Annotated in this window: 24 protein-coding genes; 4 read left to right on the top strand and 20 right to left on the bottom strand. The window is 45.9% G+C overall.

The features are described from left to right. The first annotated feature begins 55 nt into the window (after window positions 1-55). Both istA and B5G06_RS12270 read left to right on the top strand, forming a co-directional pair. The gene (gene istA / locus B5G06_RS12275) at window positions 56-1,375 is read left to right on the top strand and encodes an IS21 family transposase (protein ID WP_087189349.1); all 1,320 of its coding nucleotides are present in this window, start codon (window positions 56-58) and stop codon (window positions 1,373-1,375) included. Further along, window positions 1,368-2,177 carry an ATP-binding protein gene (locus B5G06_RS12270; RefSeq protein ID WP_204220834.1) on the top strand — a complete coding sequence of 270 codons (810 nt, stop codon included), beginning with the start codon at window positions 1,368-1,370 and terminating at the stop codon, window positions 2,175-2,177. Before istA ends, B5G06_RS12270 begins: the two co-directional genes overlap by 8 nt. 123 nt (window positions 2,178-2,300) lie before the next feature. Here the strand turns inward: B5G06_RS12270 and B5G06_RS12265 are convergent, their stop codons facing one another. From B5G06_RS12265 to B5G06_RS12185, 18 genes are all read right to left on the bottom strand, one after another. Continuing rightward, entirely contained in the window at window positions 2,301-3,197 is an 897-nt protein-coding gene (locus B5G06_RS12265; RefSeq protein WP_087189348.1) for an NAD-dependent epimerase/dehydratase family protein, read from the bottom strand. 2 nt (window positions 3,198-3,199) lie between these two features. Then, window positions 3,200-4,276, bottom strand: coding sequence for a CDP-glucose 4,6-dehydratase (gene rfbG, locus B5G06_RS12260; protein WP_242955485.1), 1,077 nt, complete (start codon window positions 4,274-4,276; stop codon window positions 3,200-3,202). Further along, window positions 4,255-5,034, bottom strand: a complete 780-nt coding sequence (gene rfbF, locus B5G06_RS12255; RefSeq protein WP_087189347.1) for a glucose-1-phosphate cytidylyltransferase — start codon at window positions 5,032-5,034, stop codon at window positions 4,255-4,257. Before rfbF ends, rfbG begins: the two co-directional genes overlap by 22 nt. Before the next feature lie 9 nt (window positions 5,035-5,043). After that, window positions 5,044-5,853 (bottom strand): LicD family protein, encoded by an 810-nt coding sequence (locus tag B5G06_RS12250; protein WP_087189346.1) that lies wholly within the window; start codon window positions 5,851-5,853, stop codon window positions 5,044-5,046. A 117-nt stretch (window positions 5,854-5,970) separates the two neighbouring features. Next, the gene (locus B5G06_RS12245; RefSeq protein WP_158094714.1) at window positions 5,971-6,897 is read right to left on the bottom strand and encodes a GNAT family N-acetyltransferase; all 927 of its coding nucleotides are present in this window, start codon (window positions 6,895-6,897) and stop codon (window positions 5,971-5,973) included. A 4-nt stretch (window positions 6,898-6,901) separates the two neighbouring features. Continuing rightward, window positions 6,902-7,786 (bottom strand): glucosamine inositolphosphorylceramide transferase family protein, encoded by an 885-nt coding sequence (locus B5G06_RS13925; protein WP_143382750.1) that lies wholly within the window; start codon window positions 7,784-7,786, stop codon window positions 6,902-6,904. Window positions 7,787-7,789: 3 nt separating this feature from the next. After that, the gene (locus B5G06_RS12240; protein ID WP_087189344.1) at window positions 7,790-8,755 is read right to left on the bottom strand and encodes a glycosyltransferase family 2 protein; all 966 of its coding nucleotides are present in this window, start codon (window positions 8,753-8,755) and stop codon (window positions 7,790-7,792) included. After that, window positions 8,745-9,728, bottom strand: a complete 984-nt coding sequence (locus B5G06_RS12235) for a glycosyltransferase family 2 protein (protein WP_087189343.1) — start codon at window positions 9,726-9,728, stop codon at window positions 8,745-8,747. Before B5G06_RS12235 ends, B5G06_RS12240 begins: the two co-directional genes overlap by 11 nt. A gap of 1 nt (window position 9,729) precedes the next feature. Beyond that, complete coding sequence (locus B5G06_RS12230; RefSeq protein WP_087189342.1) at window positions 9,730-10,788, bottom strand: glycosyltransferase family 4 protein; 1,059 nt, start codon at window positions 10,786-10,788, stop codon at window positions 9,730-9,732. Next, on the bottom strand, window positions 10,785-11,897 hold the full coding sequence (locus B5G06_RS12225; protein WP_087189341.1) for a glycosyltransferase: 1,113 nt from the start codon (window positions 11,895-11,897) through the stop codon (window positions 10,785-10,787). The genes B5G06_RS12230 and B5G06_RS12225 overlap by 4 nt, the downstream gene beginning before the upstream one ends. Continuing rightward, entirely contained in the window at window positions 11,894-12,976 is a 1,083-nt protein-coding gene (locus B5G06_RS12220; protein WP_143382749.1) for an EpsG family protein, read from the bottom strand. The genes B5G06_RS12225 and B5G06_RS12220 overlap by 4 nt, the downstream gene beginning before the upstream one ends. Window positions 12,977-13,046: 70 nt before the next feature. Continuing rightward, the gene (locus B5G06_RS12215) at window positions 13,047-13,955 is read right to left on the bottom strand and encodes a glycosyltransferase family 2 protein (RefSeq protein ID WP_087189339.1); all 909 of its coding nucleotides are present in this window, start codon (window positions 13,953-13,955) and stop codon (window positions 13,047-13,049) included. A 13-nt stretch (window positions 13,956-13,968) separates the two neighbouring features. Continuing rightward, a complete protein-coding gene (locus B5G06_RS12210) occupies window positions 13,969-15,039 on the bottom strand; it encodes a glycosyltransferase family 2 protein (protein ID WP_158094713.1) in 1,071 nt (356 codons plus the stop codon). Between the two features lie 19 nt (window positions 15,040-15,058). Then, window positions 15,059-16,147, bottom strand: coding sequence for a glycosyltransferase family 1 protein (locus B5G06_RS12205; protein WP_204220832.1), 1,089 nt, complete (start codon window positions 16,145-16,147; stop codon window positions 15,059-15,061). Then, window positions 16,144-17,226 (bottom strand): glycosyltransferase family 4 protein, encoded by a 1,083-nt coding sequence (locus tag B5G06_RS12200; protein WP_087189337.1) that lies wholly within the window; start codon window positions 17,224-17,226, stop codon window positions 16,144-16,146. Before B5G06_RS12200 ends, B5G06_RS12205 begins: the two co-directional genes overlap by 4 nt. After that, complete coding sequence (locus tag B5G06_RS12195; RefSeq protein ID WP_087189336.1) at window positions 17,223-17,834, bottom strand: acetyltransferase; 612 nt, start codon at window positions 17,832-17,834, stop codon at window positions 17,223-17,225. The genes B5G06_RS12200 and B5G06_RS12195 overlap by 4 nt, the downstream gene beginning before the upstream one ends. Further along, window positions 17,831-18,475, bottom strand: a complete 645-nt coding sequence (locus B5G06_RS12190; protein ID WP_087189335.1) for a sugar transferase — start codon at window positions 18,473-18,475, stop codon at window positions 17,831-17,833. The genes B5G06_RS12195 and B5G06_RS12190 overlap by 4 nt, the downstream gene beginning before the upstream one ends. A gap of 16 nt (window positions 18,476-18,491) precedes the next feature. Further along, window positions 18,492-19,718, bottom strand: a complete 1,227-nt coding sequence (locus tag B5G06_RS12185) for a DegT/DnrJ/EryC1/StrS family aminotransferase (RefSeq protein WP_087189334.1) — start codon at window positions 19,716-19,718, stop codon at window positions 18,492-18,494. A 526-nt stretch (window positions 19,719-20,244) separates the two neighbouring features. On the opposite strand from B5G06_RS12185, the gene B5G06_RS12180 reads away from it, so the two are divergent. After that, a complete protein-coding gene (locus tag B5G06_RS12180) occupies window positions 20,245-21,762 on the top strand; it encodes a phage tail sheath family protein (RefSeq protein WP_087189333.1) in 1,518 nt (505 codons plus the stop codon). Between the two features lie 14 nt (window positions 21,763-21,776). Then, complete coding sequence (locus tag B5G06_RS12175) at window positions 21,777-22,202, top strand: phage tail protein (RefSeq protein ID WP_242955484.1); 426 nt, start codon at window positions 21,777-21,779, stop codon at window positions 22,200-22,202. A gap of 73 nt (window positions 22,203-22,275) precedes the next feature. Here the strand turns inward: B5G06_RS12175 and B5G06_RS12170 are convergent, their stop codons facing one another. Continuing rightward, complete coding sequence (locus B5G06_RS12170; protein ID WP_087189332.1) at window positions 22,276-23,742, bottom strand: recombinase family protein; 1,467 nt, start codon at window positions 23,740-23,742, stop codon at window positions 22,276-22,278. 109 nt (window positions 23,743-23,851) lie between these two features. After that, window positions 23,852-25,531, bottom strand: coding sequence for a DUF927 domain-containing protein (locus B5G06_RS12165; RefSeq protein ID WP_087189331.1), 1,680 nt, complete (start codon window positions 25,529-25,531; stop codon window positions 23,852-23,854). Window positions 25,532-25,656: the final 125 nt, after the last annotated feature.

The raw sequence follows: 25,656 nt of genomic DNA, 5'->3' as shown, positions 1-25,656 counted from the left end.
TTGAGCAGTTCCTTTACACTGGGGGTATAGCCAGCCCCCGGTGAAAGGAGACAAGATGAAACAACCTAATTTCGCAGCCATGTCCCCGGCGGTGGCAAAAGCCATTGAGCAGATGATGGTTGAGCAGGGAGACAAGTTCTCGCTTGAGAAAGTCAACCTTGCAGAGCTGGAGCGCCGTACCGGGATTTCCCGCGCCAGACTGCGCCGGATGAAGGAGCACGACTTCGAGGATGCTGAGCACGCCTCGAAGGGCCGGAAGGCAAGTACCACGCTTTTGAGCGGCTACACAGGCATCCTGGACGGACTGCTGAAAGCAGGGGTTACAAACTCCGCTGTGTGCCTCAGCGGGCTCCGTGCAAATGGCTACCACGGAGGGAAGACCATTGTTAAGGACTACATCGCTGCTCACCAGCACCTTGTTCCGCCTGCTCGCTATGCGGTTGCTCCGCAAGGAAACCGTGGGCGGCGGTACACCACCGGCCCCGGAGAGGCGTTTCAGATGGACTGGGGCTTTACCAAGGTCCAGTCTTTCACCGGAGAAGAATACTCTGCTGCCTGCTTTGCTATGGTCTGCCACCACTGCGGTGAGCGGTATGTGGAGTTCTTCCCCAACGCCAAGCAGGAAAATCTGTTCATTGGTATGCTCCACGGGTTCCGGTACATGGGCGTCCCTCAGTATATCCTTACGGACAACATGAAAAGCGTGGTTATCCGGCGGGACCAGGACGGGCATCCCCTTTGGCAGAAGGACTATGAGCAGTTCATGCGGACTGTGGGTTTCCAGACTAAGCTCTGTAAGCCCCGCCACCCCTTTACGAAGGGCAAAGTGGAGCGCCTGGTCCGTTTCGTGAAGGACAACTTCCTGGCCGGGCGGAGCTTTTGGAATGTAACCGACCTAAACCTCTCCGCGCTGGACTGGTGTGACGAGCAGAACACCACCTTCCACCGGGGATTGGGTATTCCGCAGGACATCCACAGGGAGCGGTGTGGCTCTGTGGTTACGAAACTGAACGACAGCCCTGAATTGTTGCTCTACCTTTGCCCCGAGCGGAGGATTTCCTTTGACGGGTTTGTGAACTACGAGGGGCGGCGCTTTGGAGTCCCCTACACCTATGGCGGCAAGACGGTCCGTGTTATGCGAAACGGCTCCTGCCTTTATATCTACTCCGCAGATATGGCCCGCCTGCTCGCTACCCATGAAGTGACCTGGGCTTACCAGGACAGCTTCTGTGCTAACCAGTATGCGTTCCCAGAGCAGCCGGAGGAGTTTCCCTCCATGCCGGTGAAAACGGTGATTAGGCAGCTCCCGCAGACCTCCACCGACCTCTCCTTTGAGAAGTTTAACTTCACCAAGGAGGACGACGAGGATGACTGACTCTCTGTTTGAAGCGGTGGCCCATGCCACCCGTGAGCTGACGAAGTATGGTTTCTCCACCCAGGAATTTGCAATGCTGGTACAGCAGCACAACATGACCGATACTGAAGCCCTTGCCGTGGCGAAGGTATTTGACTATCTCTTGGAAAAGCGGGAGCGTTCCACAGTGGATTTCCTGCTCCGCACCAGCCGCCTCCCACTGAAGGTCCCCAAGACCTTTGACAACTTTGATTTCAGCCGAGTCACCGGAAAGAATGTTGACAAGCTCCGCAGCCTCCCCACGCTGTCCGCCCTCTATGCTCACAAAAACATTGCCTTTATTGGACGGCCTGGTACGGGCAAGACCCATCTGGCCCAGGCTTTTGGGCGTACCTGCTGTGAGCATGGATTTAGGAGTTACTTCATTAAGATGACAGAGCTGCGGGACCGTATGACTTCCGCACGCCGTTCCGGCCGGGAGAGCAACCTTCTGTCCTACCTTGTCCGCCCTTCCTGCCTGATTATTGATGAGGTGGGACACTGTGAGTTTGACAAGGAGAATACCCGGCTGTTCTTTGACATGGTGGACCGCCGCTACCAGAAGGAGGGCTACTCCAACATGGTCTTTACCAGCAACCGTGACCCTGCTCAGTGGAAGGAGAACTTCTGCGAGAACGATGCTCTTCTGTGCGCCCTGGACCGCATCTTTGACGATGCTGTGGTCTTTACCATTAAGGGAGAGAGCTTCCGGGGCAGGAAGTTGGAGACGGTTGCCCTGCGTACTTCTACTGGCTCACCGGCTGACCCACAGCAGGCCGGGTAAACAATATTGTCTGGGGGCTGGCTACCCTTGATTGGCGATTTTCGTCCGGCCGAGATTGGCGATTTTCTCCCGGCCCAAAATGGTTAATTTCTCCCGACCCTAACATCATCTTTCTGAACTCAGTTAATTGTGATTAAGAACAATTTTAATTCCTTCTTTAAAATCTATATAAGCATATTTTCCTATTAAATTTACCAATTGTGAAGTATCAAACATATCAATGGAGTATTTTATACCGTCATCAGGGCGACTTCCAATTTTAATTAAATGCTCACATTTCATTTCACCCCCTATGTCATTTAAATACTCTCTAAGAATCCTAGGCTTTCCAGAGCCAATAAAGTAACACTGTTCTTCATTCAAGCATTCTCCTAAACGTATCACCGCCCTTAGCAAATCATCAATATAGATAAAATCATATGGTTGATTTGCAGGTCCAAACAATGCAGTATCATTATTCTGTAATTTTTCAATGGTGTAGCTCACCAGATTTCCAGTTTTATTTAATGGACCGTATATATTGGAAAACTGCATCCATACAAAATCTAATCCAATGTTTTTGCATAATGTCTCGATCATCAGCCTTGCTGTATATTTTGCAACACCATACATCATTCCGCCACTTGCGGTAGTTAGATTGGGCAGGCTTTCTACAGCTCTCTCAGCAATTGTTCCCGCGCAAAGAAACTTTTTTACCGCTAGGGTCTTTGCAACCCTAGCGCATTTCACTGTCATTTCAATATTTCTTAATTGAACTATCGGATCTGCCTTGTCTGGGCCATTAACTCCTGCCCATGCAAAATGGTAGAATGCATCATAGCTATCTTGTGGTATTAAGCTAATTTGTTCATCTATATTCAAAATATCCATCTCAATATTTTGCACTAATGAGTTTCCATTCGTGCAACTATTTGAGAATTTACGACTAATCGCTACAACTGAAATTCCTTTTTGTGTGAGCTTTTTAATCAAAGCGCTTGCTAGAAATCCATTTGCCCCTGTTACTATTACCTTTTTCAATCTTATTTCTCCCAAAATTGCGCTATTTGCTTATCCATACATTCACGAACATCGCCGCTATTTATCCAGCATCTGCTCCATTCAACAACTTTACTGATAGCCACCTCCAAATTCCAATGTGGTGCCCAACCAAAGGTTGTTTTCAGCTTAGAGCAGTCCAACTTTAGAAAATTTGCCTCATGCGGTCCACCATCATAGCGATTGACCCATTTCAGTCCATCTCCCCAGTGCTTTACAAATAAATCTACCAAAGCACCCGTCTGAAAGCAATCCTGGTCATCTGGTCCAACATTGTAATATCCTTCATACTTGCTATCTGTATACTGCATAGCAGCAATCATCAAATATGCATACAAAGGCTCTAAAACATGCTGATAAGGTCTCGTTGAATAGGGATTTCTCACTACAATATCTTGTCGATTCATCGCTGCGCGCACACAGTCAGGTATAATTCTATCATTGGCAAAGTCGCCACCTCCAATGACATTTCCTGCTCGCGCAGTGGAAATTGCAATGTTAGAATTTGCAAAAAAACTTCTCTTATAGCAGTGGGTAACCAATTCTGAGCAAGATTTGGAATTAGAATAAGGATCAAAGCCATCGAGCTCCTCATTTTCACGATAGCCCCAAGCCCACTCTCTATTTAAATAAACCTTATCCGTTGTTACATTTAAAAAAGATCTGACACAGTTACTGTTACGAACACACTCTAATATATTTACCGTGCCCATTACATTCACTTCATAAGTCCCTGCCGGATCTTTATAGCTATCTCTAACAATAGGTTGTGCTGCCATATGTATCACAATTTCAGGCTGTGATTTATCAAACGCTTTTTTTAGATTTTGATAATCACTTATATCTCCAATCACAGAACAAATATCTTGTTGTATTTCTGCAATATCAAAAAGCGATGGGGTTGTGGGTGGATTCAATGCATAACCCGTAACTACCGCACCGGCATTAGCTAAAATTTTACATAACCAAGATCCCTTAAATCCAGTGTGCCCTGTAATAAATACGCGTTTATTTCTATAAAAATCTAAATTGAAATCCATTATTTCTCCCACACTTTCCATGGGGCTTCTCCAGATTCCCACAGTCTCTCTATTTCTTGTTTCTCACGAAGCGTATCCATGCACTGCCAAAAACCTTTGTGAACATAACCCATTAGCTCTTGCTCTCTTACAAGAGCCGTTAAGGTTCCCTTTTCAAAAATAGTATTGTCATCCTGAATATACTCAAATACTTTTGGCTGAAATACCATAAAGCCAATATTAATTAAATTACCATCTAGATCTGATTTCTCACGAAAAGCTGATATACTTCCATTCTTTCCAACTTCGACAACACCTTTATTTTGAGCAAAGTTATACATGGACATAGTACCAATTTTTCCATGAGATTTATGGAATTCTAACAATTCAGAAACATTAACATCGCCAACCGCATCACCATAGGTCAGCATAAAGGGTTCATTTCCCACATAATCGCGAATTCTTTTTACGCGACCACCCGTTTGGGTATTTAGCCCCGTATCAACGACTGTCACCTTCCAAGGCTCTGCGCGTTTATTGTGGATAACAATCTCATTTCCTTTGGTGAAGTCAAATGTAACATCTGATGTATGTAAAAAATAATCTGCAAACCACTCTTTGATCACATGCTGCTTATACCCAGCACAAATTATAAATTCATTAAAACCATAATTAGAGTAAATCTTCATAATATGCCATAAAATTGGCATACCGCCAATCTCAATCATGGGCTTTGGCTTAAATACAGACTCTTCTGAAATTCTAGTTCCAAACCCCCCAGCTAAAATCACAACTTTCATTGTGCCATTTTACTCCTTTATTTTAATCATATTATGTTTATTTGTTCTCTTTTCCATTGGAGGTGGGCTCATATAATCCCCATAATGATTTGTCAAGTATTCATCCCAATACTTAGTGATGCAAAAAAGCTCGCCTTCAAACTCCACCCTGTCAATTTCTTCAAAATATTTTTTGGGGGTCAGATCCCATTTATAACCTGTGCAGCCGTTGTAGTTTGCAGTAGCAACAATATTTACATACTGGGAATTAAAATGAGGGAATTTAACACATACCCATTCTATTAAATCACCCAAAAACTTACGTGGAAGTTTTGACAATGTTCCAAAAACAATTTTTGATTTTATGGAATTTAATTCTATGTACCCAATTTTAGCATATACTATGTTGTTTAAAAAAATAGCCAACTTATTTTGTATTTTCTGTCCAATCTTGGAATTTGGTATATCACTCATAGGAAATACATCTAGAAAAGCCCCGCCTGTTTCTTTTACACCTGACACACCTGAAAATCCTGAATTATTAATTTCTATTTTCATTACATTTGTTAACATAGTGGAATCAGATGAATAAGTATGGATTGTATATTTGTTTTTTGAAAATTGGGATGCAATTTTCAAAAACTTATTATAGTCCTCTCTAGGCATGGCAATGTCAATGTCATCATCCCATGGAATAAATCCTTTGTGTCGTATTGCCCCTAAGCATGTCCCACCATGGAGGATATATCTCAAATTATTTGCTTGACAAAATTGATCAAAGTCCTTCATCGCAGATAGCAAAACAGTATGTAATTCTAAATTGCCATAATCATTTGTCATAGTGTTCCATTCCTATTTTATCTTTCTGAGTACATTTAGCCCCAGTTATAGATTTATATCGGAGCGTATATATCCGCCAAATTTCTATCTAATTTTAATATTTATCATACCTTTATCTTAATAATCCGTATCCACCCGTGTCAGCGTCAACAAGTCCGGATATCCTTTTTCGCTGATAGCTTTTAGCATCAAGTGTGTACCACACGCCTTCTCTTGAAACCCAGCGGCTTTCAAAAGAAGGCTTTCCTTTTGTCCGTACTGCCCCCAAATATTCACGCCATTCCCCTGCTTTTCCAATAGCTTAACTGCCTGGCAAAAAGCATCCTGGGCTTCGAAGGCAAACTCCCAATCATACACGGTGATCACCCTGCGTAGCCTTCCTTGTGTAACTGCATAAACAAAATATCCAATCAGTTCCGTACCATTCCATACGGTGAGCCACTGAAAAGAATTCGCAGGATTTTTGTCATACTTCCAGCGCATATACTCAGGGGTACGCACCAGCCGGTCCGGGCGCAGAGGAAACGATTGGATGGGGCAATGGGATGTAAAGCGATATTCTAAACCATGTATAATCATACTTTTGGCGGGTCGTTTTATCATAAACAAACGCTGTTGTGAACTCCAGATTTTTACTCCTACTTTTTCGTTATATCCAAGTTTTTGAAAAATAGGATATGACTGTGAATTAGGAAAACTAAGAAAAAAATCAAATTCCTGATTCTTATACCTTTGGTACATAAACTGGTATAGCTTGCTTATGATACCTTTTCCCCGGTAATCCGGATGCACAACCCAATCACATAATTTTACACACTTCCATTTATGCTCTCCGTATTCTTCCAGAAGCGTGCTGCACATCCCGATAAGCTGTCCTTGTTCATTTTCCGCTACGATGGCTTCGGGCTGCATGAATTGACCATTAGGAGTAAAGATGCGCCACTCCCAGTATGGTCTTTCAGTCATACCCAACCCTGTAGCAAACAGCCTGCAAAGTTCATCCAGGCGTGTTTTATCTTTCAATATATGGATATGCTCACTCATATATTCACTTCCATAATTTTTTAAACCTTCTCCAAAGAAACCAGATGGGGCGCATGATATAAAACAACCAATCTGCCTCATACTGCTTTAAATCGATAACCTCAAATATACTGTTGAAGTTATAGGTATGTATTCCTTTGGCTGTTTTTCTGAAGTCAGACCTAATATCCTCGGGCTTTACCTTCATGAAAAGTGTTTCACTGTAACGCTCCCCGGCTACGCACAAAATTTTATAAAAATTTAGTGCGCAACCATAACTTTCTGTACAGTCTTGAGCAGGGCGCAGCAACGAGTGATCGTGGGTAAATAAATTACCCGCAGGACGCTTCTGTGCATCTTGCTCCGCCACACAATAGCCCTCTCCCACAATCTTATTGTTTTCGAAGGGGAACAGCATCAAACGTTCCTTTTCTTCTAAAAATTGAAGCGTTATGATCCATTTTCTTCCGTCCGCTTCAAAAACAGTGGAATCCACTCCGCAAAATGCTTCTTTTACCACACATACTTTACTCCATTTATCAGGGAACGACTCCGCACGGTATAAGGCAATTTCATTCGCAACGTAGGACTCCGGAATCATATACACCTCAGTCCCTATCTCTAGCAAATGCGGATAAGAGAGATGAAAAGGTAAATTGAGTACGGTTCGCCAAGATGTCGCCCCACCTTCTGTCAGTTCACAACAAGCAATTTTCCCTCTTCGGCATACCCGATCATATTGTTCGGCAAAAACCCATGTCTTTCCGTCTCTTTCTATCAGATGCGGATCCGCATACCAATAGCGCCACGAATTTTTAATGGTCAAAAATGGCGTATCCCGGTCCTCCACTAAAGTATTGCCTTCATTCCGTTTTCGGTAAGCAACCGTCCAATACTCAAATTTATTCATACACTATTTACTTCTCCCGCGAATCAATGCTTTAAAACAGCAAAATGGTAACCATCTTAATAGCATTAACCGAATTCTATCTGTGTAGTATTCAAATGGAGCATTTCTAAATAAGCTATAATACTCACGCAATTGTTTCAGCAATTCCTGGCGCTGAACGGTGTAATCCTCCCCCGATAAGGCTATCTCTCTCAGCGCCCACAAGATGCTGCTCCGATAGCGGGCTGCCGCAATCAGTTTTAATTCCGGATATTTCTCCTGTACAAAGGTCAAATTGTCCCGACAATGCTTAGGCCACACCAACTTTTTCTCAGAAAATAAAGATGTGGTTATACTCTGGACCCTTTGAATATAATGATAATATACCTTATTTGTATAAGTAATTTTTGCACAACGGCTTAACAGTTCCAACATAATGGGCTCATCTTCATTTATCTCTCCAACAGGGAATCTAATGCCAGTAAAGATTTCTCTCCGATAAATTTTATCCCAAGCCGCCCAAGATCCAAGCAGATGTCTACGCATTGCATCCACTGGTCCCAGACATTCTATTTCTTGAACTCCCCGAAAAGTGCTTTTAACAATTTTAATTGCTCCATCTTGTATCACTTCGTCATTTACACCGCCAACAGATATCTGTGCCCCATACTTTTTGGCATTTTGAAGCAGGTCTGAATACATATCTGGCTCGATCCAGTCATCGCTGTCAACGAATGATATCCACTCTCCATTTGCAAGCTCTAAGCCGGCATTTCGTGCATCTGATAATCCTCCGTTTTTCTTGTGAATCACTTGGATTCTGGCATCCTGCGCAGCATAGATGTCACAAATTCTCCCGCAGTTATCTGACGACCCGTCATCTACCAGAATAATTTGTAGATTATTATATGATTGAGAAATAATTGAATTGATACATCGCCTTAAATATTTTTCAACGTTATATATTGGTACTATAACACTAATTTTCATGATTTTTCTTTCCTATTTTAATTTTCCAAAATAGCACATACAAAATGTGAACTCTCACTTTACTAGTAAACCATGTCGTCTTAAATAACCAATTATACGCATAAGCAAGTCTTAAATCGCTACGAGATACAGAACTAAACAGCTTTGAAACGTATCTTAAACTGCAATTCAGCTTTCTATTTCTGTAGATATTCTTTAAAATATTATCTGTTAAAAGGGTATATGCTACATAATTATATATTTCTGTACTTCTATATTGATGCTTATCTAGTTCTTCCAGAAGTTTTTTTAATTCTTCTAGAAAATTACACACCGTTTCCGCCGGAACTTCTTGTCTAGAATGCAAACTACTACTTTGTCTCTGAATATAGTAATATCCACATTCATTTACTATTTCGTATTTTAATTTTGGTGCTCGAGCTAGTATAGTTAAATTAAAGAACAAATCTTCCCTTAACGTCATATCTTTAAACAGGATATTAGCCTTGTCAAGCAAAACTTTTCTATATAGTTTATTACAAGCGTATCCCATCAGACTATTGGAAACCAGTTGGACTGTGTCAGTTGACTGGGGAATAGCTTTTTTCTGTGTCCTCAGATTTTCATAAACATATGTAATCCCAGAAATCACAAAGTCACTGTTTGTTTCTTCTATCTTTTGCACCAAAGAAAAAATATAGCCGGAATCTATCCAATCATCGCTATCAATAAAGGAAATATACTCACCGGATGCAATCTTCAACCCGGCATTCCGCGCATCTGACATCCCCCCATTCACCTTATGGATCACCCGGACACGCGGATCCTGTTCTGCGTAAGAGTCACAAATGGCGCCGCAACCATCCGGAGATCCATCATCCACTAGTATGACTTCCAGGTTTGTATAAGTCTGTGCTAATACAGAATCTACGCATCGTTTTAAATAGGCTTCCACCTTATAGATTGGAATAATCACACTTACCAACTGTTCCACATCAATGCTCTCCCAGTACTTCCTGCCATTTCTGCACAATGGTCTCAATTTTAAATTTATCTATATCTATTCGGGAATCCTTCGAAAATCTTTCTCGGAGTTCATCTGATTCCATTAACTCTAAAATTGCCGCTGCCAGCTTCTCTATATGGTTTGGCTCAACCAAAAGGCCGTTAATGCCATGTTGGACAATATCACTTGGCCCCGTCATGATATCAAAGCTTACAATGGGCAGCCCCCAGGATTTAGCCTCCAGCAGCACCATTGGGAGACCCTCCATCCGTGATGTCATGACAAACATAGCCGCTTTTTGGTACATTTCGTCCATATTACTCACATTACCGGGCAATAGCACATGGTTTTCCAGGCCCTCTTCATGGATCAGGCGCTCAAGGGTTTCCCGCTCCGGGCCTTCACCGCAAATAATCCATTTCCAATCCGGTTTCTTTGAAAATACCTTTTTTGCTGCTTGAATCGCTGTATCGTATCCTTTTATCGGTACTAACATACCTGCTGATAGTAGTATTTTGGAGTTAATGTCATAGTTAGTATCGTGGCTCTTCATCGGATTTGGAATTACCACAATGGGCGTCCTTGTCTTGATGTGGGCTAAATAGTTTTCTTTATCTTTCTCTGTAAGCACCACAAAGGCATCACTAAATTTAGCTGCAAACCATCTTAAATACCGGAACTTGCTTGATCCCCAGTTGTTGAAGAAATTGCTGTGCTCCCACGTGATTGTCTTGGTTTTCATGCCAACTGTGGACAGTATTCCGTATATACCCAGACCTGTATCAACATTAATTACACGGTCAATCCTGTGGCTACGAATAAATTTGCGCAGTTCTCCAACCGCGCCAAGAATCGTCCGCTTCTTTTTGTATTGTAAAATATGATGGGCTACTTGGGCCTCCAACGGAAATGCTACTTTTTCTCCCTCAAAACGCAGACTTATCACATGGACTTTGTGCTTACTTACAAGCAAATTGGCCAATATAGACGTCATCCGCTCCGTCCCACCGAAGCGAGACATATCACCCTCTAAAAATAATATATTCACTCGATATTCTCCAACATATTCTCTACGGCTGCTACAGTTTTTTCCCGGCTAAAGTACGTTCCACGGATTTGAGCTTGTCTTGTATAATGGTCCAACAAACCCGGCTCCTGCAGCATACGCTTGAGGCCCCAATAGATCCCTTCTGTACTGTTCTCCACAACAAGGCCATATTCATCGTTATCGCCCAATAGTTCCTTTGCCCCAGAGCACTCTGTACTTACAACAGGCGTGCCCAAAACTAGCGCTTCGGTAACTGCTGTGGAAAAGCCTTCTCTTCTGGATGAGCACACATACAAGTCCGATTTTGCAACATATTTATATGGATTATCTCGGAATCCAATCAATTGAAAACTTTTAGAGACTCCGTATACTTTAGCACATTCCTCTAATTTCTTACTTTTTGATCCAACCCCTATGAGTATAATCTTGTGTAAATATCCCTCATCTATCAATCTTTTATGAACTTCTAAAAGACGATCATAGCCCTTAGAATCTTCTATCTTTGCAACAGAACAAATCGTAAATATGTCATCAACATCCAAATCCTCTGCTACTTCTGATGCCAATTCCCTAATTTTCTCTGTCTCATTGGTATTATATAAAACCTCAACATTTCCGTAAATACCAGATATTCTTTCAAAGCACTGCTTTACAGTGTTTGAAACACAGACAATCTTACTAAACTTTTGATAGATTTTCTTTGCCTCTCTGACGTTTCTGAAGCCTTCAGCAAATACTTTATTCGATAATAGTTCAATGTGGATCCAAGAAAGTAATCTAATATTTCTATCTGTACAACCACCAATTATTTTTGCTGGCGGACCCTCCAGATAGGCAATCTCAAAATCATACGTTTCTTTTATAAACAGTTTGTGCAAAACAGGTGCGGGAAGAATCGCAGTTATATATTTAATCCCGTGAAAGCTCCTTGAAAATACTGATTTATAATGGATATTTGGAGATAAATATTTCCGGTTCACACCCTCATCAAAGATCGTCTGTACTGTAACGTCGTACTTTTCTTTGTCCAAGTTATTTGCAAGATTCACAAGCACGCGTTCTGCACCACCGTGGGCCAAGTTTGTTATTAAAAATAGAACTTTTTTCATACAAACAGTCCTTTCAAATATTCCCACAGCGATATCTGTTCAAAACCAGCATCAAATGGACGAAGAATCACGTTTTCATACATACAGAACATCAGATATCCAATAAGTGCGATAGGATAGACTACTTTACGGTTATTTTGTCCAATTCTATTAATTATCCAAGGTAGTGCAATTAACTGGAACGGAATAAAGAAATTTGCAAGTCTTGCAAAATAATTTGCTGTGCCAAACAGCCCAACAAACATAATTAGTCCGTTTAGCATTGTAAGGTTCATCATAAGGTATGTGGCTTTATCATCCGTACAATATATTTTTTTTCTAAACAAGTATGAAAATACGGTAGGAACAAGACACACTAACACGCGAAAAATATTTACTCCTTCACCGGAAAATTCATCGCTGCCGTAAGATGCTCCCATTAATGCCGTAATATCGACTACAGCACCAAGCAATGAATCAAGGCTCAACCCAATTAAAATTGAGCCGACAATCCACAAATACGACATGCCAGTCCATGGGCGAAAGGTCATAAATGGCATCAGAAAATAAATAACTGCGAACGGGTGAAACAGGGAGGAGATGGCCACAGTTATAATAAACTTTTTCCAATCCTGTTTTACAGCAAAATGGAATGACCAACAACTAATCGCCATAGCCATACTTTGTTTAATAGCAGCCTGGGCAAAAAGGAATCCGCCGAAAAAAAAGAACAGATACATAGAAAACGGGAACGATTCCGAATAGTGGTGCAGAAATGTAACATAGAGGATCATCGTCGCCAACCCGTATACCATAATAAAATCCTGAGAGCTGGCACCTAATGTTTTCAGCAGACTGTTGATAAAAGAAAACCCAATTGCATCAGTAAAACTTACATTAAATTCTCTAATAAAATCGGATAATATGGGAGTACCATAGTTGTATAAGCGAATGTATGTAGCGGTATCATTACCGAATACACGCAGTCCAGTAAATATGCCGAGGCCAAGAATGAGAAGCACGGTAAATTGCTTTTCCTTAACGCTTTTACCTCTTCTAAAACTGAGTTCTCGGTCTCTTTGTACAATTACGAAAGACATAATCAATCCGTACAAAACAATAGGAATTAGCTTGAACACCGTTTTACTAACTCACTTTCTGCAAAATTACTTAGCGTCGGTCCGTTGCGTACTCTAGTGCCCTTACTTTCCAGCGGATATACATGGTTAAAACAATGCCCGGCACGGTGCAAAGCAGCGTCAATAATTTTTGGGGAGATTCTTTTATATATTGCTTGTTACCAGCAATCATACTACTTGAACAGTAGTGCACACAGTCCATCAGCATTCGTTTCTTGCTTTCAGGATATTGCATACACACTTTCCGCCAAAATGCAAAACCGCGAGGACTTTTCACATATTGGGAGAACATATTCATTGAAGATCCATCTTTTTGATACTCAACATTACATAAAACTTCATTTAGCACAGCTAGCTTATACGACTGGTCAATTAATCTGTATTTATAAGCAAGCGCAACATATTTTTCCCCTTCAAACACAGGATATGGTGGATATTGATTAATAATATCTGTACGATAAACCAGTTTTTTGTCTCCACGTCCTCCTCGCATATAAAACCCCGCCAGAGTTGTATCATTTTGGTCTACTCCAAAATCTGTACCAATTATTTCTCCACTATTCATATCCGCATCTAAACCTACAATTCCTGCATAACCCTGATTTTTTACCTCCTCCCATTTTTGCAGAATTTTTTTTATCGCTTCCTCTGCTAATTCATCATCGGAGTCAATACAGATATTTAACTCAGTATCTATGTTGGCATAGGCAACGTTATGTGCCGTATGCATTCCTCCGTTCTCTTTATAAATGTATTTTATCTTAAATCCACTATTTTCACGCTTCCACTGTTTAACCAGTTCAGCCGTATCATCGGTGGAACCGTCATCGACAATCAACCATATAAAATCTTTACAGCTTTGACAACACAAACTGCGGTAAGTGCGGGGCAATGTGTGTGCTCGGTTATACGCTGGCGTAAAAACGGTTAAGGTTGGCATTTTAATCCCTCAATTAATTGTGTTTTATTGTATAGTGCAGTTTCTCATAGAGCCATACTGCCGGGTAAAACTTGCGAAGTTTATTTATTAAATATGTTTTGAATCTATTTTTTCTATGCTTTCTAACAAAACCAGCACAATTACGGTTAATATCGTCAAATGTATTTTTTGCCCATGTTCCCTCTTTTTTAAAATATACTATATATTTGGGATCATTTAAAAACTTCTCTAATTCGCATTGTGTCATACCACACTCGCATAGATGTCCCGCTGCCTCTAAGTACATCCAAGCAATGTTTTCTTCACAGCCTGAAATTGCTTTTAACCAATGATCATTATTTTTTTCTCTAAGCTCTGTAAGCATAGTTTCCCACGCTATAAGAGGATAAGTAAAATACTTTTTGTAATCGAAATTATTGTGGGTAGCTGAAAATGGATTTCTTCTATAAATATATAGAAATGTGTGGGTAGTAATGGTATAGGATGAAGCACAAAGGGCGTGATATGCAAATGCTGTATCCTCACTAAATTTTGCACCACAGCAAAATCGAATATTCTCCTTTGCAAGCATATTTGTTTTATAAAGTAACGCAGCAAAATGGCCTTTTAGTGTACCATTGTTTGGTGTTGGTTGCGCATATATATCATGGTACTCAGCGTTTTCATACTCTCCGTATATAGCATATGCACTCATACTCTGGTTGGAAACATAGGAAGAAAACGCATAAATATCGGGCGATGCATCAGCATACAATACCTCCAATAATTCCGGAGTAAATATATTTCCCATACACCATGCATCATCTGCATCCAAAAACGCAATATATTTGGATTGACTATGAGTAATAACGTAGTCTATCCCAGTATTTCTTGCTACAGAAACCCCGCTGTTTCTTTGATGAATAACATGGATACCTTCGTTTTTTTGTGCAATAGAATCCAACAATAAATCAGAGCCATCTGTAGAGCCGTCGTCTACGCATATAATCTGCAGGTCATTTAACTGATGCTTTAAAATAGAATCAATTGCAGCACAAACAAATTCTTTGCAGTTGTACACAGGAATGATAACACTTAACAGCATTTTGTATCCCTCATTTCTTTTAATGAGCAAGGAAATATCGTTGTAAGGCTTGAGCATTTTCTACAATATCATATCCACTCTTCTTAATTGCTTTACTAGTATTGCTGCGAGGAATTTTTGCGGCAGCTACCACTGCAATTGCCCACGCTTTAGGCCCTTCAGAAAGAGATATCTGCTGGACTAAATCTGTTTTTTTACATTCCAGCGGCACTCCATCTGAAATCATGCAAGGAAGCCCAGATGCTTGTGCCTCAATTAAGGTAACTGGGACTCCTTCATAATGCGACGGAAATACAAATACATCCATCGCCTGCATTAAATTCGGCACATCATCACGTACACCTGTAAAAATAACATGCTCTTCAATTCCTAACTCCTGCACCTTTTTCTCAATCGCAGGTCTGAGTTCTCCATCGCCAACAAGGAGCAGCACAGCGTCACAACATCCAATAATTTTATAAAACACTTCAACTAAAAAATCATGATTTTTGGGATAGGAAAATCTACCAACATTTCCTATAACTAATGTATTATCTCTAATACCCAGCTTTTTTCTCTCTTTTTCTCTAGTCATCGGATTATAAATATAACGCTTAGCGTCAATTGCGTTATTAATTATAGAAAATGTGTTTTGGCCAAACATCCAACGACCTGCACTATCTCCACAAGCAAACAAATCTGTTGCTATTGCGGGTATTTTCCGCTTATAGTACAACTTGATGGGATATTTTAAGTCTCTATCCTGACTACTACTGTGGCTATGTGCAATTCTCACCGGTACACCTGCTCGTTTCGCAGCCGCCAGGGGGATCGCGCTCATGCAGTCCAGGTGGCTATGTACGATTTTATACTCAGGGTGTTCGACAAAAAAGCGGTTCAGAGCATTGAGATAGCTACGGCTCCACGGATTTAATCTGGGAAGTCGATAGATTTTCCCTCCCAGAGATTCAATTTCATCGTCATACGCTGCGCGCTCCTGCCGGTGTACCAAGAAGTCAAACTGAACCTGAGTACGATCAATATTACGGTAGTAATTCATCAGCATGGTTTCCAACCCGCCGCGGTTCATATGTGTAACAACATGCAGCACTCGTACAGGCTCGTTCATACTTCCAGTCCTTCCAAAGTGTCTTTCACAACTTTCTTTTTATCAAAAACCTCTTCCATATGCTTCCTCCCGGCCAGGCCCATATGCTTTCGCTTCTCATAATCCAAATCGGCAAACCGTTTCATGGCCTTATACAGGCTATCCGAATCTTTACGTTTGCAGAGCAAGCCGCTGACGCCATCGATCACAGCTTCTTTACAGCCGTGAATATCACTGGTAATCACCGGCCGGCCGCTGGCGGCGCACTCCAGATTAGTATTAGCCATTCCCTCATGCCAGGAGGGAAGTACAAAGCAGTGACTCTGGGCAATGAAGGGCCGTACATCCTTCTGATAGCCGTGATAGTGAAGCCAGCCGTCCTTCTGGTACTGCTCCATTTTTTCGGTGTAGTTCTCCTCACACCCGCCCAAAACATCCAGCGTACAGGCAATTCCATCCCGTTTCAGGCGCTCCATAGCCTCAAACAACTCATCAATTCCCTTTTCCTGCATAACTCGTCCCACAAACAGAAATCGAGTTTGGCCGTCGCAAGTCGGGTATTCACTCACCTGATAATGCTCCAAATTAACGCCTGCTCCATTTAAGAGGCAAGTTTTTTCCTTTGCTACAATTTTCTCATCGATAAAAATCTGCTGGTTTTCTGCATTCTCAAAGAAAACGACTTTCGCTTTCTTTAGTGCCATACGGTACAAACGGGTCACCAGTTTACGCAGCATGCCAGGATTCTGAAACGCGGTACCCAATCCCGTAATATTGGCGGCATAAGGCACCTTAGCCCATCTGCATGCGATGCCTCCATATATATTCGGCTTGATCGTATAGGTAATGACCAAATCAGGCTTTTCTGATTTAAGTATTCGCCTATACCGTCTGAACAGTGATAAGTCTGTGGCTGGATTGATGCCGCGGCGGTCTACCGGCGTATCGATTAGCTTACAGCCTGCTTGCAGCAAAGGTTCCAGCATTGCTCCGTTGGGCAGAGATAGGACAACAGAGTTCTTTTTCAGCAGCTCTATAATTAACTCTCTCCGAAACTGGTAGAGCCCCACATCATTATTTGCTAAAATCAATACTTTCATTTGATCTTCCTTGCAGGAACACCCACGTAGGTTCCGCTCTCCTTGATATCATTTATAACAACGGCGCCTGCTCCCACCATACAATTTTCACAGACTGCCAGATTATTGCTGACAACTGCCCCAATGCCGATCCAGGTGTGCTCCCCTACAGCCACTGTGCCAGCCAAATGGGCTCCCACCGAAATATGTACATAGTCGTTCAGCTTGCAGTCATGATCCACCGAGGCGCAGGTATTGACAATACATCCTTTTCCGATCACGCTTCCAGGATTGACCACAGCTCCAGCCATGATTGCAGTGCCAGGTAATATTTGCACATCCTCAGCCACAACAGCGGCTGGGTGAATCAAGACCGGAACATGTATTCCCCGTTTTTCCATCTCTTCTTGGAGTCTTTGCCGCACCAGAGCATTCCCAATAGCAACAAACCCATCACATTCAAAGTGGAAAATATCTTGACTTTTACCCGCAACAGAATAATCTCCGCACTGCACTCTATCGGCATTATCATCAAAGAAAACAATTTCCTGGTAGCAACCCATTTTTTTTGCAATATCAGCCACTACCTTTCCATGGCCGCTTGCCCCGATAATTCCCAATTTCTTCATTGTTTCACCGCAGTTCCTCTAAACTCTTCCATGGTAGCAGCGGTCTCAGAGCTGATTCCTTCACGCTTGACAAATGCCTTCATAACGGTGCTGAAAATAATATGTACATCCCCCAAAAATGTAATATGGTCCACATATTCTACATCCAGTTTAAACTTTTCCTCCCACGACACGGCATTTCGCCCATTAACCTGGGCATAACCAGACAGACCGGGGCGCACCTCATGCCGGCGGCGCTGCTCCTCATTGTAAAGAGGCAGATATTTCACCAGCAGAGGTCTGGGACCAATCACGCTCATATCCCCCTTGAGGATATTGAACGCCTCGGGAAGCTCGTCCAAGCTGGTAGCGCGCAGCAGTTTTCCAAATTTGGTCAGCCGAACATCATCGGGCAGCAGGTTGCCATGCTCATCCCGCGCATCTGTCATGGTGCGGAATTTATACAGCTTGAAGATCTTCTCATCCTTTCCGGGCCGATCCTGGGTGAACAGCACCGGGCTGCCCAGTTTGACCCGCACCAGGATGGCCACAATGACGTACAGCCAACAAAACACAATAATGGCTGCCAAAGCGCAAAAAATATCAATGGGCCTCTTAATAAAACGCTCATAAGGGCCATAAGGCTTATGCTTGGTCTTCAATCTTCTTCCCCCTCGGTCACATAAAGCAGCTGCGGATCATCTCAATGATCGCATCCTGCTCCTCAACCGTCATCTTATTGTCGCTGGGCAGGCACAATCCCCGCTGGAAAATATCCGCTCCCACATCTTCCACGCCGCCGGCAATATAGGCATTGGTACGAGCCCGGCCATTCCCCTGCCGGGTCACAAAGCCGTTCATCCGATAGATGGGCTGCATATGCATGGGCTTCCAGATGGGACGGCCCTCAGCATTATACTTAGCCAGTGTTTCCAGAATCTCTGTGGGACAGCTCTTGCCGGGTTCGCTGATATACAGGGCCTCCATCTCCCCCCTCACCTGGCGGCACATGGCCTCCCGGTCGATCAGCAGGCAGGACAGCCAGAAGTTGGGCTCAGAGTTCTGTCCATCATAGGGATTCATGGTGACAGGCAGGTCCTTCAGCCCCTCCTGATAGCGCATATAAATGGCTTTCTTCTGGGCAATATGCTCCTCCAGGTGCGGATACTGGCCCCGCACAACACCGGCGATCACGTTGCTCATGCGGTAGTTGTAGCCCAGTTCCTCATGCTGGTACCAAGGAGCATTCTCCCGGCTCTGGGTGGACCACTTCCGCGCCTTGTTGGCCGCCTCCAGATCATCGGTCAACAGCATACCACCGGAGCTGCCGGTGATAATCTTGTTCCCATTAAAGGAAATCGCGTTATACATACCAAACGTTCCGGTCTGTACCCCTTTATAAGTAGCGCCCAGAGATTCGGCAGCATCCTCAATCAACACCGCTCCATGAGCATCACAGATGGCGCGAATCTCGTCCAGCTTTGCCGGCGTGCCATACAGGTTGGCCACCACCACCACTTTGGTCTGGGGATAAAGCTCAAAGGCCTTTTCCAGCGCCACCGGGTCCATATTCCAGGTATCCCGCTCGGTGTCGATAAAGACCGGCACACCGCCCTCATATACCACCGGGTTGACTGTAGCCCCAAACGTCATGTCAGAGCAAAACACGGTATCGCCCGGCTTTACTCCAGCCAGCTTTACGCACAGATGAAGGGCGGCCGTTCCTGCCGAAAGCGCTACAGCATACTTGCATCCCACCTTTTCGCAGGTCAGCCGCTCCACTTCATTGATATTCTCTCCAACTGTAGACATCCAGTTGCTCTCATAGGCCTGGGTCACATAGTTCAGTTCTTCCCCGTGCATGGTAGGGGTGGAAAGCCAAACTTTTTTCTCAAAAGGCTTCATTTATCCTCTCTCCTGTAAAACAATAGTTGTGCACAGCAAATCGGCCCACAGCTCATAGATGGCAGTGGGTCGGTTTCTTATGTCGATTCTGTTTTTATGCATGAAAATAAGGCTTACTGCACCTTGCTCAGGAGTCTCTTTCAGCAGCCGTCTCATACACCCAAATCCGACCAAAACACTTACAGAAATACCACCTGCGACATTATAATATCTCCCTAATTATACCGATATTGTATTCTCCTTGCAATATTCTAAAGATAAAAAAACAGCGAAAAAAGTCTCACTTTTTACACAAACAGTTGGGTTTAGCTAACTACCAATATCCTGCAAATATTTTTGATCGCTTATTTATGACCAACTAAATCGCCAAAATCCGACCGCATACAGAGGTCACATGGTGTCAAGCGGAGACAGCAACTCAGAAAATGATTGTCAATATTTTTCGACCGGATTATAATGGAAACAACTATAAATGCAGGATAGCGGTATCTCTATTTCGGTGTGTACGCAGAAAGAAGGGACACATATGGCAGAATATCTGACTTGGGGTGCCACGCTCATGGGGGGTGTCGGCACCAGTACCGCGGGATTTATCGGTCTGGCGGAAAAGGGACCCACTGCGGGAACTCCTGTGCTCATTACCAGCTTTGCCGAATACCAGCGCCGGTTCGGCTCCTATCTCTCTCCTCAGCGGTACGGCAGCAACCGGTTCCTTCCCAATGCGGTAGAGCACTTCTTTGCCAACGGAGGCAACACCTGCTATGTAATGCGGGTGGTACCCGAGGACAGCACCCGGGCAACGGTCACCCAAGGCCGCTTTACCTTTACCGCCAAGGATCCCGGTGAATGGGGCAACCAGCTGAGCATTGTAATAACAGCCGACAGCAAGAGCAAAAGCCAGGTTCAGTCGGTGGCCGGCAAAGCGGATGATGCCTGCACCGCGGAGTTCCCCGTCCTGAACGTCGTGGTGAGTCACGGCAGCATGACCGAAACTTATTCCGGCTGCACCCTCAATCCAGACTCTTCCGACTACTTGATAACCCGGCTGCAGCTATCCCAGCTGGTGACGGTAACGGTGGAGCCGGCAGATCAGAGCCAGAAGGACAGCCTGGGCGAAACGGACAACAGTCTGACCCTCCAACTGTCCGGCGGCACTGACGGAACCCTGTCCAATCCAGCCGCCAGTCTGTATAAGGGAAGCGCCGCCATCCCCGGCCAGCCCACCGGTCTGGCCGCCTTTACCGAGCTGTCCGATGTGAATATCATGGCCATTCCCGGTGTGACCGACCAGGATGTGCAGGCCGCCCTTATCGCCCACTGCGAGACCATGGGCAATCGCCTGGCAGTGTTGGACACCCCCCAGGACAAGGTGAATATCGCCAGTCTGACAGCCTTCCGCAGCGTTTATGACAGCTCCTATGCCGCCATGTATGCCCCCTGGATCAAGGTGTTTGACCCCCTGTGCAACCAGTCCGTTCTCCAGCCCTCCTCCGGCGCTGTGTGCGGCATCTATGCCCGCAGCGATACTCAGCGCGGGGTGCACAAGGCCCCGGCCAACGAGGTGGTGCGGGGCTGTACCGGTCTGAGCGCCAACTACAATACCGCCGAGCAGGCCAAGCTCAACCCCATCGGGATTAACCTGATCCGCTCCATTCCCGGCCAGGGCACCCGGTTGTGGGGCGCCCGCACCTGCTCCAACGACGGCAAATGGAAGTACGTCAACGTGCGGCGTCTCTTCTTCTTTCTGGAGCAGTCCATCCGGGCCCATACCAACTGGGTGGCCTCTGAGCTCAACGACGAGAGCCTGTGGACCAGGGTAAAGGGCACCATCACCATGTTCCTGGAGGCCCAGCGCCGCAACGGATCCCTGGCCGGTTCCACGCCGGACCAGGCCTACTATGTCAACGTAGGCACCGATACCATGACTCAGAACGATATTCTCAACGGGCAGCTCATCTGTGAGATTGGTGTGGCTCCGGTGCGCCCGTCTGAATTTGTGGTCTTCCGCATCACCCAGCGCACCCAAATCACCACCCAGCACTGATGAGGAGGAATAAAATGATGGCGTATGTTATCTCTCCATTCAAAAAATACAACTATAGAGTAACCATTGACGAGACAGAGGAGGCCGGATTTTCCGAAGTCTCCTCCCCCGACATTGCCGCCGACCCCATGGAGTACCGGCAGATGAATCCGGCACGCAAGACCCCCGGTATTCTGAAGTATTCCAACGTCACCCTGAAGCGTGGTACCACCGACTCCCCGGCCTTTATAAACTGGATGACCGAAGTACAAAACAACACTATCAACCGCAAAACGGTTGTGATCACCCTGGTGGACGACGAGGGAAAGGACTCCGCTTCCTGGCAGCTGAAAAAGGCCTGGCCCACCAAGTACAACGCCCCAGACTTCAACTCCACCAGCAAGGAGGTAGCCATCGAAAGCCTGGAGCTGGTGTGTGAGGGTATTACCCGTACCATGTAAGATGCGTGGAGCCCCCACTCCAGGCAGACAAAAAATCAGAGGGTATAAGATGTCCTGCTTTACACAGGGACACTTATACCCTCCAGATTACCTCCGCCTTCTCGCCGGACAGGCGGATCTCCTCTATGAACTGGGCTGCTACCAGTTTTTTCTGCTCAAAGGTCAGAGGACCAAATCTCAGATGCTCCGGCTTTGCCCTCGACGCCTTATGCAGCTTGCTCTGACGTTCCAGCAGTTCCCCCCGCTGCTTCTCCAGCTTTTCAATGGTCCGGTTGATGTAGGGCATGGTCAAATCGCTGCTCTCGGCCAGTGCGGATATGAGCCGTTCGATTTTCTGATCGATCTGTGCCAGAGCCTGGGCCGCCTCCCGGTCCTCTGCCGGACCGGCTTCCGTATCCGGACATTCCGCCAGCAGCTTTTCCAGCTCCGCTTCCACACAGGCCTCCAGCTCCCGAAGATCCACCCGGATGGATGCGTCACAAAGACCCAGATTGGAACGCCCGCTGCAGATCAGATAATATTTATCTCTGTCCCGGTTTACTTTGACGCTGTACCCGCAGCAGCCGCATTTCAGCAGTCCGGACAGCCAGGTGTGCTTTCCGCGGCCTGCACCGCCCAGCTGCCGGTTGGCGTCCAGCTTGTACTGGCATTGGAGCCACAGGGCGGATGGGATCAGCCCGTAATGGGTGGACAGGGAAAAGTGCTGCTCTTTCAGGTCCTGGTACTTGCCGGCACTCCGGTCCCGCTTGCCCACCACCATGCCGGCGTGGAGACCGTCGAACTCCTCCAGCCGGTTGGCGAAATTGAGTCCCTTCCCTTGATAGTAGAGGTAGACATCCTCGTCTGCCATGACATATACCGGACTATGTAAAATCCGGGACAAGGATACGTTGTCCCACACGGCCCGTTTTGGAGCCGGGATACCGTCCGCATTCAGAGCCCGGGCCACACCGCCCAGGCTTGCTCCCTCCATGGCATAGTCCTGAAAGATCCGCTCCACCACGGGCGCCTGTTCATTGGGCAGCAGGCCGGGGAGCAGGTTTCCATCCGGCCCCGGCAGCTTGCCGATCTCAAACCCATAGGGTGCGGGACCGCCGGGCCAGGCACCCAGCCTGGCCCGCTGATAATAGTTGTCCCGCACCCGCTGGGCGGTAGTCTCCCGCTCCAGTTGGGCAAAGACCATGATGATGTTCAGCATGGCCCGCCCCATGGGAGTGGAAGTATCAAAGGTCTCATTGATGGAGACAAACTCCACGCCGTGCCGCTTCAAGAGCTCCCACAGCCGCCCGAAGTCGGCAATGGAGCGGGAGAACCGGTCCAGCCGGTAGACAATGATCTTTTGGATCAGCCCCCGTTCCACATCCTCCATCATGCGTTGGAAGGCCGGGCGATTGGTATTCTTGCCGGAATATCCCTTATCCTGATAGATCTGGACCTCTTCTCCCGCCTTTTGACGGCACAGATCAATCTGCCCCTGGATAGAGAGGCTGTCCGCTTTGTCCACGGACTGCCGGGCATAGATCGCGTCCAGAGCGGACACCTCCTTTTATCCCGTGATGTAAAAGCCGCTCCTTTAAATTGCCCGCCGCCTGCGCAATGCCGCGATGCAGGCACGGTAGACTTCCAGCAGGGCAGCGATGCGCTGGTCCTCAGAACCCTCTGAATGTGGATGCAGATGTACTACTTTCAAAACCATTCCCTCCTGTCTCAAATAATGCCGCTTTTTCCAGCTGGTCCAGCCGGATATGGTACACTCTGTGGAATCCTTGCGCCGGCTTCACGGTGTTGGCCTTGTCACTCTCGTGTGTGACCAGCACCCCGGCAAGCTTTAGCGCTCTCCCTATCCTATTCCGGTTGATCCCCCGATATCCATTCTGCACCGAGATGAACCATTCTGCCACGCCGGGCGGGAGAAACAGGTCCTGACCTCGGATAACAGCATAGCCCTCCTCCAGCTTTTTCAGTTTTTGGTGCACAGGAATTATTTTTTTCTGGATTCCCTTCCATAACAGACATGGGATGGATTCCTTGATAATGGCGGATTCGATGCGGTCAAGGATCTGCTTTTGCTTTTTGTTCCATATCTTGAGTGTCCGGTCAAAGAACCTGATTGTCTCTTTGTAGCAGGTTTCGTCTGTCGCCCCCGTCTCTACTGCAAAGCGCATGAAACGCTCAAAGGCCCACTGCAGGCAGAACTGCCCGGTAGCCAACCGATCCAGCCGCTTGTTTTCTGTTGTGGCTTGGTAACGCTCCCGCAGCAGCTGTGCCTCCTGCTCATACCGGGGAAGAAACCATTCCAGAAAGGCTGACAAAGCCCCTGCGGCAATGCTGCGGTCATCCGTCCGCCCGCCTTTCATGGGATGGTCCAGGGACACAATAATACAACGGGTCACATCCGAAACCGTCTGCATATCAAACTCCGCGGTGATGGCTACCCCAGCCTCAGTGGAAGGAAACATCCCGTGTTCGCCCGCTTTGGTCCGTACGGCACCTTTGTTAGAGGCCTCCCGGATGACTTGCGCGCCGGTTTGCAACCGCTTGCGCTGAGAATCCTTTCCCGTTGAGAGGCACAGATCGTCCAGCACGACAGGCAGATCCCGGGCCGCCCGCAGGTTTTCCCGAAAGCCGGCCATGGTGCTGCCTGCTTCGGTAATCAGCGCAGGACGGCCGGTATTGTCCTGGTCGTACACTGCGAAAAAGCGCTTTACAGTTTCTGTTTTTCCCAACCCAGACCGTCCGCTGATGTAGAGCACACTGGCCAGCGGGATCCCGCACTCCAGAACCAGGCTCTGGAGTGCGGTCAGAATTCCAAATGCGAACACAGGGGTGGTAACGAATGGGTCGTTGGCCTGGAGGCGCTCCAGCAGTTCCTCTGCCTGCCGTCCTGATTCATACCGGGCCGGCTCCAAGTGCAGACGGGCAATATCCTGTGAAAAGATTGCGTCTACCTCACATCCTCCGATCACCCGGTTCCCGGCTACGAATACGGCCCCCTTTTCCAACCGGTGCAGCCCTGTCTGGCAAAATGCCAGCCCCCCTGTGTTCCTTTGAAGATATTCTGACAGACGTTCAGAGAGGCAGGCGGACAGGCCATCCCGGTAACGGCGCTGGTAGAGGCAGAGATCGGGATGCCGCTTCAGAAACTCCAGCTTGCCGATGCACTCCGCCGGAACCCGCTCCTGATAGCAACCTGCATCCGAGCGCAAATGAAGGTCAATGAATGCCAGCGCGCCACAGTTGGGCCCATCTGCCCATCGATAGATCTGGGTGACCGTAACCTCAAAATTACATAGCCGTTTACCGTCACGATATATTCCCATACCACTCATAAAATTACCTCCTCGTATAATAAGATTCAAAGTTAATAATTTCAGGCATCAGCAGGCATTGAGATGCCCGTGATACAATAGCTGTAGGACAGCAGGGTCAAGCTCTCCACCTCCTTGTTGAGCCA

The sequence above is a fragment of the Flavonifractor sp. An52 genome, assembly GCF_002159385.1.
Taxonomy (GTDB): Bacteria; Bacillota; Clostridia; order Oscillospirales; family Oscillospiraceae; genus Flavonifractor; species Flavonifractor avicola.
This window is presented reverse-complemented; position numbering and strand designations above follow the sequence as displayed.

What these genes read in the sequence shown, in the direction of transcription:
- istA (WP_087189349.1), top strand. Translation starts at nt 56, where the DNA reads ATGAAACAACCTAATTTCGCAGCCATGTCCCCGGCGGTGGCAAAAGCC.
- B5G06_RS12270 (WP_204220834.1), top strand. Translation starts at nt 1,368, where the DNA reads ATGACTGACTCTCTGTTTGAAGCGGTGGCCCATGCCACCCGTGAGCTG.
- rfbG (WP_242955485.1), bottom strand. Translation starts at nt 4,276, where the DNA reads ATGGAAAGTGTGGGAGAAATAATGGATTTCAATTTAGATTTTTATAGA.
- rfbF (WP_087189347.1), bottom strand. Translation starts at nt 5,034, where the DNA reads ATGAAAGTTGTGATTTTAGCTGGGGGGTTTGGAACTAGAATTTCAGAA.
- B5G06_RS12250 (WP_087189346.1), bottom strand. Translation starts at nt 5,853, where the DNA reads ATGACAAATGATTATGGCAATTTAGAATTACATACTGTTTTGCTATCT.
- B5G06_RS12245 (WP_158094714.1), bottom strand. Translation starts at nt 6,897, where the DNA reads ATGAGTGAGCATATCCATATATTGAAAGATAAAACACGCCTGGATGAA.
- B5G06_RS13925 (WP_143382750.1), bottom strand. Translation starts at nt 7,786, where the DNA reads ATGAATAAATTTGAGTATTGGACGGTTGCTTACCGAAAACGGAATGAA.
- B5G06_RS12240 (WP_087189344.1), bottom strand. Translation starts at nt 8,755, where the DNA reads ATGAAAATTAGTGTTATAGTACCAATATATAACGTTGAAAAATATTTA.
- B5G06_RS12225 (WP_087189341.1), bottom strand. Translation starts at nt 11,897, where the DNA reads ATGAAAAAAGTTCTATTTTTAATAACAAACTTGGCCCACGGTGGTGCA.
- B5G06_RS12220 (WP_143382749.1), bottom strand. Translation starts at nt 12,976, where the DNA reads ATGTCTTTCGTAATTGTACAAAGAGACCGAGAACTCAGTTTTAGAAGA.
- B5G06_RS12215 (WP_087189339.1), bottom strand. Translation starts at nt 13,955, where the DNA reads ATGCCAACCTTAACCGTTTTTACGCCAGCGTATAACCGAGCACACACA.
- B5G06_RS12210 (WP_158094713.1), bottom strand. Translation starts at nt 15,039, where the DNA reads ATGCTGTTAAGTGTTATCATTCCTGTGTACAACTGCAAAGAATTTGTT.
- B5G06_RS12205 (WP_204220832.1), bottom strand. Translation starts at nt 16,147, where the DNA reads ATGAACGAGCCTGTACGAGTGCTGCATGTTGTTACACATATGAACCGC.
- B5G06_RS12200 (WP_087189337.1), bottom strand. Translation starts at nt 17,226, where the DNA reads ATGAAAGTATTGATTTTAGCAAATAATGATGTGGGGCTCTACCAGTTT.
- B5G06_RS12195 (WP_087189336.1), bottom strand. Translation starts at nt 17,834, where the DNA reads ATGAAGAAATTGGGAATTATCGGGGCAAGCGGCCATGGAAAGGTAGTG.
- B5G06_RS12185 (WP_087189334.1), bottom strand. Translation starts at nt 19,718, where the DNA reads ATGAAGCCTTTTGAGAAAAAAGTTTGGCTTTCCACCCCTACCATGCAC.
- B5G06_RS12180 (WP_087189333.1), top strand. Translation starts at nt 20,245, where the DNA reads ATGGCAGAATATCTGACTTGGGGTGCCACGCTCATGGGGGGTGTCGGC.
- B5G06_RS12175 (WP_242955484.1), top strand. Translation starts at nt 21,777, where the DNA reads ATGATGGCGTATGTTATCTCTCCATTCAAAAAATACAACTATAGAGTA.
- B5G06_RS12165 (WP_087189331.1), bottom strand. Translation starts at nt 25,531, where the DNA reads ATGAGTGGTATGGGAATATATCGTGACGGTAAACGGCTATGTAATTTT.